Genomic DNA, 15,824 nt, shown 5'->3' on the forward strand with positions numbered 1-15,824 from the left:
GGCCGATATCTTCGATTCGTGCCACCCCGCCGTCGGTCGATATTGCTCTCGCAATTGTCCATTTCGGCACCGGGCGGTCCGCAGCCGACAATTCTGGACGAGCTCCGGCGCGTCATTCTTGCCGGTGACGCTCCTCCGAATACACCCATTCCGATCGACGAGGTCGCGGAATTGTTCGGCGTGAGCCGCATTCCGGTACGCGAATCCCTGAAGACTCTGATAGGCGAGGGATTGGTCGACCATCGACCCAATCTCGGCTACCGAGTGGCACAACTGACAGCGGCAGAACTGCGCGAAATGTACATCGTGCGTGAGGTTCTCGAAACTGCTGCACTTCCGATCGCGGTAGAACTGGCCACCGATGCCGACCGCGCGCACCTGATCGAGATCAACCGGCAGCTCGAGGCGTCTTTGACCGAGGACGACTCACGCGAGTACCACCGTCTCTCTCGCGAATTCCATCTGTCACTGACCCGGCCTTCGCGGATGCACCGACTCCTGCACATGCTCGAATCTGCTTGGAACATCACCGAACCCGTGCAACCGATGGTGCATGTCGCCGGATCGGATCGCGCGTCACTGCACGACGACCACGCCGACATGATCGCCGCCTTCCTCAGCCGCGACTCCGACGCACTGTTGCGCGCTGCCCAGCACCATCACACGCGTCTCAATTCGGTCATTTCGACGTTGTCGAACGATCACGGATTGTTCGCCGATCCTCCCGCGGAACAGCCCCGCTGAAGATATATCGCTTTCGTCACGAGGGCGCAATACTTCGCCGCTAGCTTTTCCCCATTCACTCGTTCCATTCATTGCCCGGCCGTCAGGAGCATCGATGACAGATACAGCGCACGGTCCCGCCCAAACGGGAGATCTCGTGGAAGCCGCGGGCCATCCCGTCGGTGGAGGACTGATCAAGGACAGTTACGACCCACGGCTGACCAACGAAGACCTCGCTCCGCTGAAGAAGCAGACCTGGACCTCCTACAATCTGTTCGCTTTCTGGATGTCCGACGTGCACTCGGTGGGTGGCTATGTCACGGCCGGTAGCCTCTTCGCACTCGGGTTGGCAAGTTGGCAGGTGCTGATCGCGCTGCTCGTCGGCATCACCATCGTGTACTTCTTCTGCAACCTCGTCGCCAAGCCGAGCCAGGTCTCCGGGGTTCCCTACCCGGTCATCTGCCGCAGCGTGTTCGGCGTCCTCGGTGCCAACATCCCCGCCATCATCCGCGGTCTGATCGCCGTGGCTTGGTACGGCATCCAGACGTTCCTGGCATCCGCAGCCCTCGACATCGTGTTGATCAAGCTGTTCCCGTCACTGGCCCCGTACGCCGTCACCGCCGACTACGGCTTCGCCGGTCTGTCCCTGCTCGGTTGGGCCAGCTTCCTGTTCCTCTGGGTCGTCCAGGCAGCGGTCTTCTGGCGCGGCATGGAATCGATCCGCAAGTTCATCGACTTCTGCGGCCCTGCCGTCTACGTCGTGATGTTCGTGCTGTGCGGCTACCTGATCTGGAAAGCAGGCTGGGGCGCAATCGATCTCAACCTCGGCGAGGTCGAGCACACGGGCCTGAGCTCGATTCCGGTGATGCTCGGGGCCATCGCACTCGTGGTCTCCTACTTCTCCGGCCCCATGCTCAACTTCGGCGACTTCTCCCGCTACGGCAAGTCCTACGCCGCGGTGAAGAAGGGCAACTTCCTCGGCCTCCCGGTCAACTTCCTGGTCTTCTCGATCCTGGTGGTCGTCACGGCGTCGTTGACGCTCCCCGTGTTCGGTGAGCTGATCACCGACCCGGTCGAGACCGTCGCTCGAATCGACAGCACGTTCGCCATCGTTCTCGGTGCACTGACGTTCACGATCGCCACCATCGGTATCAACATCGTCGCGAACTTCATCTCCCCCGCGTTCGACTTCTCCAACGTCAGCCCGCAGCGCATCAGCTGGCGCGCGGGCGGAATGATCGCCGCCATCGGTTCGGTGCTGATCACCCCGTGGAACCTGTACAACAACCCCGACGTCATCCACCTGACCCTCGAAACTCTCGGCGCATTCATCGGACCACTGTTCGGCATTCTGATCGCCGACTACTACCTCGTCCGCAAGCAGAAGGTCGTCGTCGACGAACTGTTCTCGATGTCGACGACGGGTCTGTACTGGTACTCCAAGGGATACAACCCGGCTGCGGTGTATTCCACCATCGTCGGCGCGCTGGTCGCCATGTTCACCGTGCTGTTCAACGGAGCCATCGACGGCATGCAGATCGCCGGAATGTCGACGGCGTCCAAGTACAGCTGGTTCATCGGGTGCGGCATCGGCTTCGCGATGTACTTCTACCTCGCAACGCGGACCAAGCTGGCCGTCACCAACTTCGACACTCCAGTGAAAGCATAGGATCTCGCACGTGCTCATCAAGGTCATCAATCCGAACACCACAAGTTCGATGACCGCAACGATCGGTGACTGTGCCCGGGCCGTAGTCGGCCCGGGCACGGTCGTCGATGCGGTCAGCCCATCGATGGGGCCGGTGTCGATCGAAAGCCACGTCGACGAAGCCCTCAGCGTCCCAGGCATTCTCGCCGAGATCGCCCGCGGCGAGGCCGCCGGGGTCGACGGCTACGTCATCGCCTGTTTCGGCGACCCCGGCATCGACGCGGCCCGCGAGCTCGCGTCCGGACCGGTCATCGGAATCGCGGAAGCGGCAATGCACGCCGCGAGTTTCCTCGGCCGCGGTTTCAGCGTCGTCACCACGCTCGCGCGCACGATCGGACGGGCGCAGGATCTGGCCGACCACTACGGCTTCGGCCGCCACTGCCTCGGTATCCATGCGTGCGACATGCCGGTCCTCGATCTCGAGACCGACCCCGACGCCCGCAAGATCGTCACCGAGGCGTGTCGCGCCGCCCTCGAGACGGACGGCAGCGACGCCGTGGTCCTCGGCTGCGCGGGCATGGCCGATCTCTGCCGACACATCTCGTCCGAGATCGGCGTACCCGTCGTCGACGGGGTCGCAGCGGGAACGTTGTTCGTGCAATCCCTAGTCACCCTGGGACTCGGGACCGGCAAGCGTGGAGAGTTCGCGGCTCCGCCGCCCAAGCTCTACACCGGCATGCTCGACGGATTCAGCAGGTCTTGATCCAGTGCCGCCAGTCAGCGGCACACATCGGCTCCTGGGTTCTGCATCCCAGACTCCGATCGGCGTCGGGTATCGCTACCGGGGAGCTGATTGGAGCGAAATCGGGTGGTACGAATACATCGGACGGTGACAGTTCGTGCACCGAGGCATGTCCGAGTCCGAGTACCGCGGAGTCCAGGCCGCCGCGCAGAATGTCGAGGACGTTCTCCACTCCGGCCTGGCCGTTCGCCGCCAGACCCCACAGATACGCCCGTCCGATCAGCACGGCCCGCGCACCGAGAGCGAGCGCCTTCGCCACGTCACTGCCCCGCCGGATCCCGCCGTCGAGGGTGATCTCGACCTGATCGCCCACCGCTCCGGCAATCGCAGGCAACATCCGAATCGACGCCGGCGAACCGTCGAGATTGTTGCCCCCGTGATTGGACACCGAGATCGCCGTGACACCGGCATCGACGGCCCGCAGCGCGTCGTCGACTCGCAAGATGCCCTTGAGCATGAACGGCCCATCCCACTGCTCGCGTAGCCACGCGATGTCCTCCCAGGACGGCAGTGGGGTGGACTTCCACTCCCGGTACGCGGCGAAGAACGTCGGCGCTGATTTTCCGGGCGCAGCGAGATTGGGTGCGGTCAGATCCGGGAACCTACCCGTCCGCGCCCACTGCGCCAGCCACCGTGGACGCGCCAACACTTCCGGTGCCAGCCGGAGCATCGCCCGCGCATCGAGGCGTTCCGGTATCACCGGACTCCCCCAATCGCGGCCCTCGGAGAACGACCAGTCCATCGTCACGATGAGCCCCACCGCACCCGCAGAGCGGGCCCGATCGAGCATGTGCCCCAACGACTCCCGCGAACCCACCCAATGCAGCTGAAAGAACGTCTGCGGGTTCGCCGCCACGACCTCCTCGATGGGTTTGCTCGCGAACAACGACAACCCCATCGAAACACCGCGCTGTGCTGCCGCCCTGGCGACGGCGACCTCACCGTCGGGGTGCACTGCCTGCACACCCGTCGGAGAGATCATCACCGGAAAAGCCAACGGCTGCCCCATCAGCGTCGTCGACAGATCACGTGTGTCCGACAACCCCGCCACGTGCGGGGCGAACCCGAGTTCGGCGAAGGCGGCCGTGTTGTCCGAGGCGGTGATGCCACGCTCCGAGCCCGCCACCAGAGCGGCGTAGACGGACTTCGGGAGCCGCTTACGCGCTCTCCGCTGCGCCTCGGCGACAGTCTCGAACCAGTCGGTCACACACCCAGCTTCCGATCGAATCCGGCGGGCATCACCACATCCGACGGTGACAGATCATGCACCGAGGTGTGCCCGAGCCCCAACACCGCCGAATCGACTCCGCCGCGCAGGATGTCGAGCACGTTCTCCACACCGGCCTGACCGCCGGCCGACAGACCCCACAGGTAGGCCCGCCCGATCAACACCGCACGCGCGCCCAATGCCAACGCCTTCACAACATCGCTGCCGCGCCGGATGCCACCGTCGAGGGTGATCTCGACCTGATCGCCGACGGTCTCGGCGATCGCCGGCAACGCCCGGATCGGTGCCGGGGTACCGTCGAGGTTGTTCCCACCGTGGTTGGACACCGAGATCGCCGTGCAGCCGGCGTCGACGGCCCGCTTGGCGTCGTCGACGCGCATCACGCCCTTGAGCATGAACGGCCCACCCCACTGCTCCCGCAGCCACGCCACGTCCTCCCACGTCGGCAACGGAGTCCCCATCCATTCCCCGTACGCTCCGAAGAACGTCGGAGCGGGACCGCCGGTGGGCGGGGTCAGGTTCGGGGTCGTCAGATCCGGGATCTTGCCGGTCTTGGCGAACTCCCACAACCACTTCGGACGCATGATGCCCTCGGGAGCGAACGCAGCCATCGCCTTGAGGTCCATCTTCTCCGGGATCGACGGGCTACCCCAGTCGCGGCCGTTGGAGAACGACCAGTCCAGCGTCATGATCAACCCGACTGCTCCCGCGGCGCGGGCCCGCTCCATCCGCTGCAGCAATATTTCACGCGAACCCACCCAGTACATCTGGAAGAACGTCTGCGGATTCGCCGCCGCCACCTCTTCGACGGACTTGCTCGCGAACGAGGACAATCCGATCGGAATACCTCGCGCCGCGGCAGCTCTCGCGACAGCGACCTCACCGTCCGGGTGCACCGCCTGCACACCCGTCGGGGAGATCATCACCGGGAACGACAGGGGTTGCCCCATCACCGTCGTCGACAAGTCCCGCTTGTCCGACAACCCCGCCACGTGCGGGGCGAACCCGAGCTCGCCGAACGCCGACATGTTGTCGTCGATGGTGATACCGCGTTCGGAGCCGGCCACCAGCGCGGCATACACGGACTTCGGTAGACGCTTCTTCGCCCGCCGCTGCGCTTCGGCAACGGTCTCGAACCACGCACTCTTCGCCATAGCTTGGTGTTCCTATTCCATTCCTGCGAGCGGGTTCTCGTCGCAGATCTTCGTCGGTGGACGCATCATCAACGTCAACGGCACCGATTTGCGGGGAGTCTTTCTCTGACCGGTACGCGAATGGTCGACGCTGGACTTGGGGATCTCCCCCGCCGCTGCCAACGCCATCTCACCGTTGCCGATCACGCATTCGGGATCCGGACCGTCCATCGGCAGACCGGTGAAGAACTTCGCCGCCATACACCCGCCTCGGCACGCATCGAAATGAGCACACTTGGTGCACGCACCCGAGGTCTGCGGTGAGCGGAGTTCCTGGAACAATTCCGAGGTCTGCCAGACGGTTTGGAAACCGCCCATACCGTCTTTCGCGTCTCGGACGATGTTGCCCGCGAGGAAGTTCTCGTGGATGGCGAACGGGCATGCGTACACGTCGCCGATCGGGTCGATCAGACACACCACCCGCCCCGCACCACACAGGTTGAGCCCCGGCAGAGCGTCACCGAACGCCGAGAGGTGGAAGAACGAATCGCCCGTCAATACACCCTCACCGTTCGCGACGAGCCAGTTGTACAACTCGCGCTGCTGGCCCGCCGTCGGATGTAGATCGTCCCATACGTCCGCACCGCGACCCGACGGCCGCAGTCGTGTGATGCGCAGTGTCGCAGCGTATTTGTCGGCCAACGCCTTGAAATCGTCGAGCTGGCTCACGTTGTGCCGGGTGACGACCACCGAGATCTTCGCATCCCGAAACCCGGCCTCCTTCAGATTCTCCAACGCCCGGCACGCCATATCGAACGAACCCGGACCGCGGACCGCGTCGTTGACTTCTGCCGTCGCGCCGTCGATGGAAATCTGCACATCGACGTAATCCGACGCCGCCAGGCGCTCGGCGACCTTCTTGTCGATCTTGACCCCGTTGGTGGAGAACTTCACCCCCACCTGATGCGCTGTCGCATAGTCGACGAGCTCCCAGAAATCGCTGCGGACCGTCGGCTCACCGCCGCCGATGTTGACGTAGAACACCTGCATCTTCTGCAGCTCGTCGATGATCGACTTGCACTGATCAGTACTCAGCTCGCGCGGATCACGACGACCCGACGACGACAGACAATGCACACACGACAGATTGCACGCGTAGGTCAACTCCCACGTCAGACAAATCGGAGCATCGAGACCGAGCTCGAACTGATCGACCAATTTCCCTACCGGAGCTGGTCTTTCGAGGGTGGAAGTCATAGGGGCCGTCCTCTTCTACGAATGGGTCAGGTTCTACGGGCGAGTGATCATGTTCGAGTCCGCCAACGTCTCGAGCGCTCTCACGTAGGGAGCCGATGCCGAATCGCTGATCCCTGCGGCCGCGATCGCCGACCGCATATCCCGGTGGTCGGGAAGGGACTCGATGATCGCCACGATCGTGCGGTTCTTCAGAAACGACAGCTTGCGGGTCCCGAAGTGGTAGAGCAGCGCCCCGAACGACTCGGGACGCAACGCCACCTGCGGATGCAGAATCCACCGCACATCCAGATCGAGCGTGGCCTGCACAGCAGTAGTCATGATCAGTACACGCCGCACATGCCGTCGATCGAGACTTCCTCCACCAACGACTCCTCCACCAGATCGGACTCGACGACCGACGTACCGACCACAGCGTTCTCACTCTTCTTCGACATCTGATTCCTCCTACGAAATCTGTTCGGCCACAATCCGATCGACTGTGTTCAGGATCACCACGCTAACGGCCGTCGAGGTTTCCGACGGGCCATGGCGCAGGAACTGGTCGGCCGTCGCGATCAACCGTCCAGTCGGGTAGGTACCGGCCCGTCCGGCCTGCGGGGTGAACAGCGCCCGAGCGGACCGACCAGCGGTCGATCCGAGTTGTGGCGCGGTTCCCTGTGGAACGCTCACCGGAACAGAAGGTCACAGCAGAAACGACAGAAGAAGACGTACATGACCGAGATCGATGCATTGGCACCCGGGCCCGACGGGGTCTGGGCACATGACAACGTCGTCGTCCGGCACAATCCCGGGCTCCGATTCGACGCCGTACGTGCAGGATCGACCGTGCAGGTGAACCACTGCCTCGCTGCGGGCGAGATCGGCGAGGGCCTCGTGCCGCTCATCACCGAACAGGCGCGCCACATCGGTCTGTCTCAACGCGAGTTCGAGCACCTGCTGGTCGGAATCGTACGCACCACTATCTCCGATCCGGTCGAGGCGTGGACGACGTACTACCGAAACTCGTTGTATGACCTCCTCTCCGGTCGAGCAGTCTTCGCTCCTGTGCATCAGCGTGCCGCCGCATCGATCCGCGGTTCGGTACTCGATCTGGGTTCGTGCTTCGGCTTCTTTCCGTTGCGGCTGGCAATGCAGGGGTGTTCGGTCACCGCGACCGACCAGTCAGCGGGAACCATGGACTTGCTCGCGACTGTCGCTCCGCACCTCGGCACGAGACTCGACACGGCAGTGTTCGATGCAGCCCGAATCCCGTTCGACGACAACAGTGTCGATACCGTGACAGCCCTGCACCTGCTCGAACACGTCGATGCCGAGACCGGCTCTGCCATCGTCGCCGAGGCTCTACGTGTGGCGCGCTGCCGCGTCGTCATCGCGGTACCGTTCGAGACAGAGACCACCGTCTGCCACGGACACATCCGCACCTTCGACGAGACTGCGTTGGCCGAGTTGGGACGATCGACGGGAGAGCCCTTCGAGACCTCGACCTACCACGGCGGTTGGCTCGTGATCGACAAGACGACGGCACCACAACTCGTCTGAACAGTCTCGATACTTCAGGCTCGGGATCCGCGGGAGTTCTAGAACGGTGGTGCTGTGTCACCTTCTTCGTCGCTCGGTTCTGGAGTCGGGTTGTCGGGTGGGTCGGGGTAGGTGATGATGCCGGATCGTTTGGGTTTGGTGGGGATGTGTGGGCGGAGGTCGTTGCCGATGATGGGTACGGCTGTTCCGTTGGCGGGCAGGGTGATTCGGGTGGTCTTCGAGGTGGAGGTCCACAGCATGGCACCGCCGGGGAGCATGACCGCTTTCCAGTAGCCGGCGGTTTTGACGCTGTGGTGGTATTCGCAGAGGCATTGGAGGTTGTCGACGGTGGTCCAGCCGCCGCCCGAAGGGTTGGCGTGATCGAACGGGATCACGTGATCGAGCTGGCAGCGTGCGGCGGGTCGGTGACAGCCGGGGAAGCGGCAGTGGCGGTCGCGGAGTCGGACGGCGGCGGTGGTGAGGGCGTCGGGTCTGTAGATCAAGGCTCGGTCGGTGAGTGGGTCGCGTCGGACAGGTTTTGCGAGGGTGGGGTCGGCGGCGATGGCGGCTTCGAGTGTTGCGGCGAGGGATGCATTGCCGAGATAGATGCCGGAGGGCGGGCGGTGTGCCGGTGTGTGGACTGAGGGGGTCCGGCCTGCTGTGGGGGTTGTCCGGTTGTCCCGCCGAATCGCAGACGGCAGGTCGAGGGCAGAGCTGTGCCGTGAGCCCCGGCCGACATGGGTGTGGGTACAAAACAGTGCTGCAGCGGACGCCAGAGCATTCCGACGCCGTCGCCGAGTGTCGGAGTCGGCGGTCGGCGCGGGTGGCGTTGTGCCGGTCGTCGAATGCGATTCTGGGGGAACCGAACCCGAACACCGGACCGGTCCTGAGTCGGGATGCGGTCCCGGGTCGGGATGCGGTCCCGGGTCGGGTGGCGGTCCTGGGTCGGATGGCGGTCCTGGGTCGGATGGTGAAGGTCCGGGCGGTGGTGTTTCGGCGCTCGCGGCGTGGCCGGTTTCGGTGCCCGAGGTATTGGGTCGGGTGACGGTGTCGATACCGGCCTGCGGGCTGCCGACGGAATTAGGGTCAGCATTGTCTTCGCGGCGTGTATCGCCGGTTGCGTTGTCGGCGTGAGTTCTCGGTGCTGCCGAGTCCGTTCTCGATGCCGCATCCGTCGGCGCTGCTGTGTTCGTTGCGGTGCCCGCTGCACTTCCTGTGCCTCTATCCGTTTGCGTTTCAGACGTATCCGTTTGCGTTTCAGACGTATTCGTTTCCGCTGTATTCGATTCTGCCGAGTTCGGCTGAGCATGCTCGGGGTCTGCCGTGTTCGACTCGACTGTGGTGTCTGTGGCTTCTGTGGTGTCTGTCGATTCAGCGGAGCGTCGTTCCCATTCCCCGGTTTCCGGGTTCTGCACCGCCAGCCCGAGCGTCTCCGCCAGCGTCACCGCCTCGGTGAGCAGAATCTGCCACTGACTGTTGCGAGCTAGTCCCCGGGCCAGATCAGGATCGATGGAACCGTGCCCGGCCAGATACGCCGGATTTGCGAGCAGTCCGATGAGGGTGGCGGTGTCGACGGTGATCATCGTCAACGGCACCCGACGATCCGGCAGCTCTGCATCTTTCTTCGGGCAGTCTTCACGTTGACACAGGCAAATCAGCCGTGGTTCTCCGTGCATCCGCGCCATGAACGCATCACACAGTCGTTCCTGCTTACCGCGCGGATCCTTCACGCACACCGTGTCGGCCATCTCCTCCAGGAGCTGCCATGCGGCGGCAGCTTCGGGGGCGGTCAATTCTGCTCGGATCCGCGCCAACTCCCCAGCCGGGGCATAGGAAACAGTGCGGAACTTTTTCGCGAACTCCCGCAACGCTGCTGCTTCCTCCGGCGCGACCCGCAACAGAATGTCCCAGATCTCCTTCTCCAACGGCCCCGGCGAGAGTCGGCGCGCGGCTTCGACGATCTCGTCCTCGACCGACCGCACGATGTCGTCCGAGAGGTTGTCGAGAATCCGACACGCCACCCTCACTCGCGGAAGGTCGATCTCACCGGCCTCGAACGCAGACCGTAGCTTCGGCATGCGGGTGTGCAGGGCGACCCCGACAGAGATGTAGGCCTCGGCGACCGTCGCCGAACACCCCAACGCCACCGCCATCTCGGTCCGTCCGTACCGGCTGTAGTGTCGATGCTTCGTATCCTGGGCGATGCAGGTGAGGTGGAAGTCGTAGCAGGCGGCGATCTTTCGGGCCGCCTGCCGATTCTCTTCTCGCGCGGCAGCGATCAACGCATCCAACGACACCACTGGTGCAGCCATTCTTCTCACCCCCCCCGGTGACCCGCAATCGAAGAACATGCGTTCGAACTGAAGAAAGAGTATCTCGACCCACCGACAGGTTTCCGAATCGTAGTTGTGGGAGCTGAATGACCTAGTACTCGGTACCCGTTGCCGCGCGCACCTCGTTCAGTGTCTGCTCGGCACTCTCGCTTGCGCGCTGGTGCCGTCGCGATAACTTCCCGCCGTCACCGTCTCTCCATCCTGCTTGGCCTCCACCCCGCACCATCTGATCTCACCGCCTGCGGTCTGCGCAGTTGTTCGCTCAACTCATACGTACCGGCCCGGTCTCGATGCCACCCGTGAATCGAAGGTCCACGCGGGGTACTGCCCCGTTGCGTGCGGGAGTGAGTCGCCCGGGGGAACGACGACCAATCCGTTCGCGGCTGCCAATGCTCTCATCGAATGCGACTGCGTGACCGAGGCATCCGCGCCGTCGATGAATCCCAACAGAACCCGAGGTGTGGTCGACGGCGAGGTCCCGTCGCCGCGAACCCGCACTGTTCTCACCGTCCGCTCCGCCGCCGGATCCTGCAGAGCGGATGCCAGGACCGGCCGGACGAACAACTCGTACGAGATCAGCGCACTCACCGGATTCCCGGGTAAGCAGATGATCGGCACTCCATCGAATCGTCCGCAGCCTTGCGGTTTTCCCGGCCTGACCGCAACCGAGGCGAAGTCGACGTCGTGATCCGCCAGCGCAAGCCGGACCACTTCCTCGGTTCCTGCGCTGATTCCACCGGTCGTCACGATGACGTCGGCTACCGCAGCGCAGCGAGCAAGGGCCTCTCTACATGCTTGCACGTCGTCGGATACCGCCGATTCGAGGTGGACATCGGCACCGCACCGCAGCAGATCCGCTGCGATCATCGGAGAGTTGGCGTCGAAACACTCACCGAGCATCGGAGTGCTTCCAGAGCAGCAGATTTCGGATCCGGTGGACAACACAGCCACGGTCACCGTCGAGCCGATCCTGACATGGGTTCGCCCGAGTGCGGCGAGCAGTCCGACCTGAGCGAGGGTCAGCACCGTACCCGCCCTGATGGCTACGTCACCGGCATCGAAATCCGACGCACGACCGCGAATATTGCTCTTCGAGCCATTCGAACAGATGGTCACCGTATCGAACCCGAACGACGTCACGAATCCGCTGGTGTGTTCCACCGGTACCACCAGATCGGCCCCTCGTGGAAGTACGGCACCGGTCATGATCTGTACACATTCACCCGGTGCCACGCTCAGCTCGGCACTCGCTCGTCCGGCCACGCTACGAGCCGACACGGTCAGCGTGGTCGGCAGTCGTTGGGACCCGGCCACATCGGTGTGGCGCACGGCGAACCCGTCGACAGCAGAATTGCCGAAAGGCGGCAGCGCGCGTTCGGCAACGACGTCCTCGGCGAGGACTGCGCCGACCGCAGATCCAATGGGTACCGCCCGCACTCGGGCTGCCAAACCGAGATCGGCTATGGCACAACGGTGTTCGTCGACCGAACGGGTGGTGGAGGTTCTGGTCCGCCTCATCCGCCAATATAGGACATCTCGATCCGCTCGCCGGCCGGGGTGTCCCCCGATCCCGCTCGCAGTTCGGAGTACCGATCGTCACGGCTCGTCCAGAGCGCCGACAACCGCGCCACGAGAGCGTCCTGCGATGCCCCCGAACGCAGCAGCGCGCGCAGATCGGTTCCCGCAGAAGCGAACAGACACGTGTACACCTGCCCGTCCGCCGACAGCCTGGCCCGAGTACAGCTGCCACAGAACGGTTTCGACACCGAGCCGATCACCCCGATCTCGCCGCTACCGTCGCGATACCGATAGCGCGTCGCGACCTCGCCTTCGTACATCGACTCGATCCTCTCGAGCGGATGGACTGCCCCGATGACGTCGACAATCGAGTCGAAGTCCATCACCTGCGCCATTTCCCACCGGTTCGTCGCCCCTACATCCATGTACTCGATGAACCGCACGACGATGCCTGTCCCTCGGAACCGTTCGGCAAGGTCGAGAATCGAATCACCGTTCACGCCCCGTCGCACCACCACATTCACCTTGACCGGTGATATCCCGGCGCGAACTGCCGCGTCGATGCCGTCGAGCACGGTCCGGACGGGTACGCGCGTGTCGCTCATCCGCGCGAACGTCGTCGGGTCGATCGAATCCAGGCTGACGGTGACGCGCTTCAGACCGGCCGCGTACAACGATGCGGCGTGGGCTGCGAGCAACGACCCGTTCGTGGTCATCGCAAGATCGACGCCGTCGATGGCGCTCAATCGTTCGACCAGCGTGGCGATTCCAGCCCGCAGCAACGGTTCACCACCCGTCAGACGGATCTTTCGGATGCCGATCGTGGCCGCTGCCCGCGCCACTCTGTCGATCTCGTCGAAGGACAGCAGCCTGCCGGTGTCGAGAAATCGGTGATCGGGACCGAACTCTGCCCGGGGCATGCAGTAGACACAGCGAAAGTTGCATCGGTCGGTGACCGAAATTCGGAGATCTCGAAGTGCCCGTCCCCGAGTGTCCACCGTTCCCGAATCGACGTCGGTCGCATGCGCGCGCACTGCTCTGACGATGTCACCCACGGAGTACTCCTTTCACTCGGTCGACCACCAGAATCGCGGACGGCGGTGCCTCGCACTTGACCGCGCGCGCCCGGTATTTGACGTGCAGTGACCAGCGCACGGCACTGCCGCACGACTTTCCGGCAAAGTTACGAACAGTGAATCAACCGGAAACATTGCGGGTTAATCTCGAAGAAAAGCTCCTGCATCGCCGTGAGCGTCTACGACAAGGGGTCCCCATGCTGTCTCGATCCGGATTCTCCATCCCGACTCGAACGACCAGCCGCGGCGACTGGTCCGACATGTTGAACGAACACTTCGTCGCCCTGGACGTAGCCGACGTGGCGAACAGCCGGTTCACCGGAGCCGTCCGGTCGATGTCTCTCGCTCACCTGCAGGTGTCGACTGTCCGATCGACCACTCAACGCATCGCGCGAACCGACTCGCTCATCGAGAAGGACCGCATCGAATACGTTCAGATCGGGATGATCCGTCGAGGCCGCGCGATCGTGGTGCAGGACGGACGCGAATGCGTGCTCTCACGCGGCGACTTCGCCATCTACGACACGTCTCGTCCCTTCGACTGGATCATCGACGGTCATCCCGACGACGATCAATGGGAGCTCGAAGTCTTCACCTGGCCTCGACACATGCTGCGACTCGACGAACGTGAATCCAGCGACCTGACGGCCATGGCCTTCGACGGCTCGGCGGGTTTCAGCGGCCTCCTCGGCCGATTTCTGCACGACCTGGGGTCGACCCGATCGACGCTGGGTACCGCAGGCGCGCAGGCCATCGCAGACGAAGTCGGAGACCTGGTCAGCGTCATCGCCAGGAACACCACTGCCAGCCCGGCGCTGGACTCCCCCAGTACCGCCCTGGTTCGGACTGCGCAGCGATACATCGAGGAGCACCTCGCAGACCCAGATCTGTCGCCCAGCACGGTCGCGTCGGCCATGCTCGTCTCCACCCGCCAACTGCACCGCCTGTTCGCGGCCAGTGGCACTACGGTGGCGCGCAGCATTCGGGTCAAGCGGCTCGAGCGCTGCCGACGCGAGATCATCGCCAGCGTCGCGGTGGACCGCTCCCTCGGGCAGATCAGTCGGCGGTGGGGTTTCGCGGACTCCGCAGTGTTCAGTCGCGCCTTTCGCGAGCAGTACGGGATGAGCCCGCGTCAGTATCGGGCCGCCGCGTGCGCGCAGTCCGACGACCCGCGAGCGGTCACTCGCCCGATGTGGCCGAGCGACCGTGAGCAGCCCGAGGTCGGCACTGCTCACGGTCCTCGTCGGTCGAATTGAGCTCCTGCGCGGTTCTCGTCAGAGAATCGAGTCGCTCGAATGGCCGGGCACGATCGCTGCCGAGCCGTCGACCAGCGGGGCGATGTGGTTCACCGCTGTCGCTGCTTCGGCGAAACCGACTGCGATCAACTTGACCTTGTCTTCGTGTCCGGCGACGTCGCCCGCCGCGAAGACTCGCTTTCGGTTGGTGCGCATCGTCCGTCCGACGGCGATATCGCGCTGGTACTTGTCCAATCCCCACGTGGCGATGGGGCCGAGCGCGGCTTTGAACCCCAGTGCGGCAACAACACTCGATATCTCGAGCTGCCGACGGTCGACTCCGGTGCCGTCGACGATCGTCACCGATTCGACAGCGTCCGCGCCCACAATTTCCTCCACCTCGAACGGCGTGAGGACGTCGACACCGGACCGTTCCAGCAGACCGAGACTGTGCGCGTGGGCCCGAAACTCGTTGCGTCGGTGCACCAGTACCACCGACTTCGCGATCGGTTCGAGGCTCAACGCCCAGTCGACGGCCGAGTCTCCGCCCCCGACGATCATCACCCGTTCGCCGGCCAGATCATCGAGTTTCGGTACGAAGTACCGTAGGCCACGGTCGTGGAACTCGGCTCCGGCCGGCAGTGGCCTCGGCGTGAACTTACCGATGCCCGCGGCCACGAGGACGGCCTTTCCGACGACGGTGTTGCCCTTGTCCGTCGTGACCCGCACGAAGTTCTCGGATTCTTCGAGTTCTGTCGCCACGTGACCCATCAGGTACGTCGGCTTCGCCTGATCCGCTTGTTCGACCAATGCGTCCACCAGATGTTGCGCCTTGATCGCTGGAAAGCCCGCGACATCGAATATCTTCTTCTCGGGATACAACGCGGCCAGCTGCCCACCCGGGTGGGGCAGAGCGTCGATCACGGTGACCGTCATGCCCCGGAAACCCGCGTAATAAGCCCCGTACAGCCCGGCTGGTCCGGCACCGACGATGATGAGATCGCTCTCGGAAACCGTTGCGGCACTCACTTCTTCGCCACTTCGTCGATCGAGGGATGGTCGTGCCCGACCGGGCCGAGATCTTCCGCACCACCGGACGCATCTGCGTCCTCACAGAATTCGACGGCGATGTCGACGAATTGCTTCTGTTCCTCCGGGATCTTGTGCTCCCAGAAGATGGCGTCGTTGGGACAGGCCGGCATGCACTTGCCGCAGTCGACGCACTCGTCGGGATTGATGTACATCATCCGAGCGCCCTCGTAGATGCAGTCGACCGGGCACTCCTCGGTGCATGCCTTGTCGAGCAGGTCGATGCACGCTTCGGTCACGACGTAGGCCATATCGAGATCCTCT

General features: G+C 63.9%; 15 protein-coding genes. 5 read left to right on the plus strand and 10 right to left on the minus strand.

The window, feature by feature from the left end:
* The first annotated feature begins 18 nt into the window (after positions 1–18).
* From QM588_RS17445 to QM588_RS17455, 3 genes are all read left to right on the plus strand, one after another.
* The gene (locus tag QM588_RS17445) at positions 19–744 is read left to right on the plus strand and encodes a GntR family transcriptional regulator (RefSeq protein ID WP_283315143.1); all 726 of its coding nucleotides are present in this window, start codon (positions 19–21) and stop codon (positions 742–744) included.
* A gap of 94 nt (positions 745–838) precedes the next feature.
* Complete coding sequence (locus tag QM588_RS17450) at positions 839–2,392, plus strand: NCS1 family nucleobase:cation symporter-1 (RefSeq protein ID WP_283315144.1); 1,554 nt, start codon at positions 839–841, stop codon at positions 2,390–2,392.
* Between the two features lie 10 nt (positions 2,393–2,402).
* Positions 2,403–3,134: an aspartate/glutamate racemase family protein gene (locus tag QM588_RS17455; RefSeq protein WP_283315145.1), complete on the plus strand. Its 732-nt coding sequence runs from the start codon at positions 2,403–2,405 to the stop codon at positions 3,132–3,134.
* Here QM588_RS17455 and mftD (QM588_RS17460) read toward each other — a convergent pair.
* The 5 genes from mftD (QM588_RS17460) to mftA are packed head-to-tail and all read right to left on the minus strand — an operon-like array spanning position 3,121 to position 7,225.
* The gene (mftD, locus tag QM588_RS17460) at positions 3,121–4,380 is read right to left on the minus strand and encodes a pre-mycofactocin synthase MftD (RefSeq protein ID WP_283315146.1); all 1,260 of its coding nucleotides are present in this window, start codon (positions 4,378–4,380) and stop codon (positions 3,121–3,123) included. The genes QM588_RS17455 and mftD (QM588_RS17460) overlap by 14 nt on opposite strands.
* The gene (mftD, locus tag QM588_RS17465) at positions 4,377–5,555 is read right to left on the minus strand and encodes a pre-mycofactocin synthase MftD (protein ID WP_283315148.1); all 1,179 of its coding nucleotides are present in this window, start codon (positions 5,553–5,555) and stop codon (positions 4,377–4,379) included. The genes mftD (QM588_RS17460) and mftD (QM588_RS17465) overlap by 4 nt, the downstream gene beginning before the upstream one ends.
* Before the next feature lie 12 nt (positions 5,556–5,567).
* Complete coding sequence (gene mftC, locus QM588_RS17470) at positions 5,568–6,791, minus strand: mycofactocin radical SAM maturase (RefSeq protein ID WP_283315149.1); 1,224 nt, start codon at positions 6,789–6,791, stop codon at positions 5,568–5,570.
* 33 nt (positions 6,792–6,824) lie between these two features.
* Positions 6,825–7,109, minus strand: a complete 285-nt coding sequence (mftB, locus tag QM588_RS17475; protein WP_032400159.1) for a mycofactocin biosynthesis chaperone MftB — start codon at positions 7,107–7,109, stop codon at positions 6,825–6,827.
* A gap of 2 nt (positions 7,110–7,111) precedes the next feature.
* Entirely contained in the window at positions 7,112–7,225 is a 114-nt protein-coding gene (gene mftA, locus QM588_RS17480; RefSeq protein WP_069973092.1) for a mycofactocin precursor MftA, read from the minus strand.
* A gap of 277 nt (positions 7,226–7,502) precedes the next feature.
* Here mftA and mftM point away from each other — a divergent pair, with 277 nt between their 5' ends.
* A complete protein-coding gene (gene mftM / locus QM588_RS17485; protein ID WP_283315155.1) occupies positions 7,503–8,330 on the plus strand; it encodes a mycofactocin oligosaccharide methyltransferase MftM in 828 nt (275 codons plus the stop codon).
* A gap of 38 nt (positions 8,331–8,368) precedes the next feature.
* Here the strand turns inward: mftM and QM588_RS17490 are convergent, their stop codons facing one another.
* The 3 genes from QM588_RS17490 to moaA form a co-directional block, all read right to left on the minus strand.
* On the minus strand, positions 8,369–10,621 hold the full coding sequence (locus QM588_RS17490; RefSeq protein ID WP_283315157.1) for an HNH endonuclease: 2,253 nt from the start codon (positions 10,619–10,621) through the stop codon (positions 8,369–8,371).
* Between the two features lie 288 nt (positions 10,622–10,909).
* On the minus strand, positions 10,910–12,160 hold the full coding sequence (locus QM588_RS17495; protein ID WP_283315158.1) for a molybdopterin molybdotransferase MoeA: 1,251 nt from the start codon (positions 12,158–12,160) through the stop codon (positions 10,910–10,912).
* Positions 12,157–13,215, minus strand: coding sequence for a GTP 3',8-cyclase MoaA (moaA, locus tag QM588_RS17500; protein ID WP_283315159.1), 1,059 nt, complete (start codon positions 13,213–13,215; stop codon positions 12,157–12,159). Before moaA ends, QM588_RS17495 begins: the two co-directional genes overlap by 4 nt.
* A 218-nt stretch (positions 13,216–13,433) precedes the next feature.
* Between moaA and QM588_RS17505 the strand changes: the two genes are divergently transcribed.
* The gene (locus tag QM588_RS17505) at positions 13,434–14,492 is read left to right on the plus strand and encodes a helix-turn-helix domain-containing protein (RefSeq protein WP_283315160.1); all 1,059 of its coding nucleotides are present in this window, start codon (positions 13,434–13,436) and stop codon (positions 14,490–14,492) included.
* A gap of 18 nt (positions 14,493–14,510) precedes the next feature.
* Here QM588_RS17505 and QM588_RS17510 read toward each other — a convergent pair whose 3' ends face one another.
* Positions 14,511–15,500, minus strand: a complete 990-nt coding sequence (locus tag QM588_RS17510; protein WP_283315162.1) for an NAD(P)/FAD-dependent oxidoreductase — start codon at positions 15,498–15,500, stop codon at positions 14,511–14,513.
* Entirely contained in the window at positions 15,497–15,811 is a 315-nt protein-coding gene (fdxA, locus tag QM588_RS17515; RefSeq protein ID WP_027496268.1) for a ferredoxin, read from the minus strand. Before fdxA ends, QM588_RS17510 begins: the two co-directional genes overlap by 4 nt.
* Positions 15,812–15,824 lie beyond the last annotated feature (13 nt).

The sequence above is a fragment of the Rhodococcus sp. IEGM 1354 genome (assembly GCF_030056855.1).
In the GTDB taxonomy this organism is placed as follows: Bacteria; Actinomycetota; Actinomycetes; order Mycobacteriales; family Mycobacteriaceae; genus Rhodococcoides.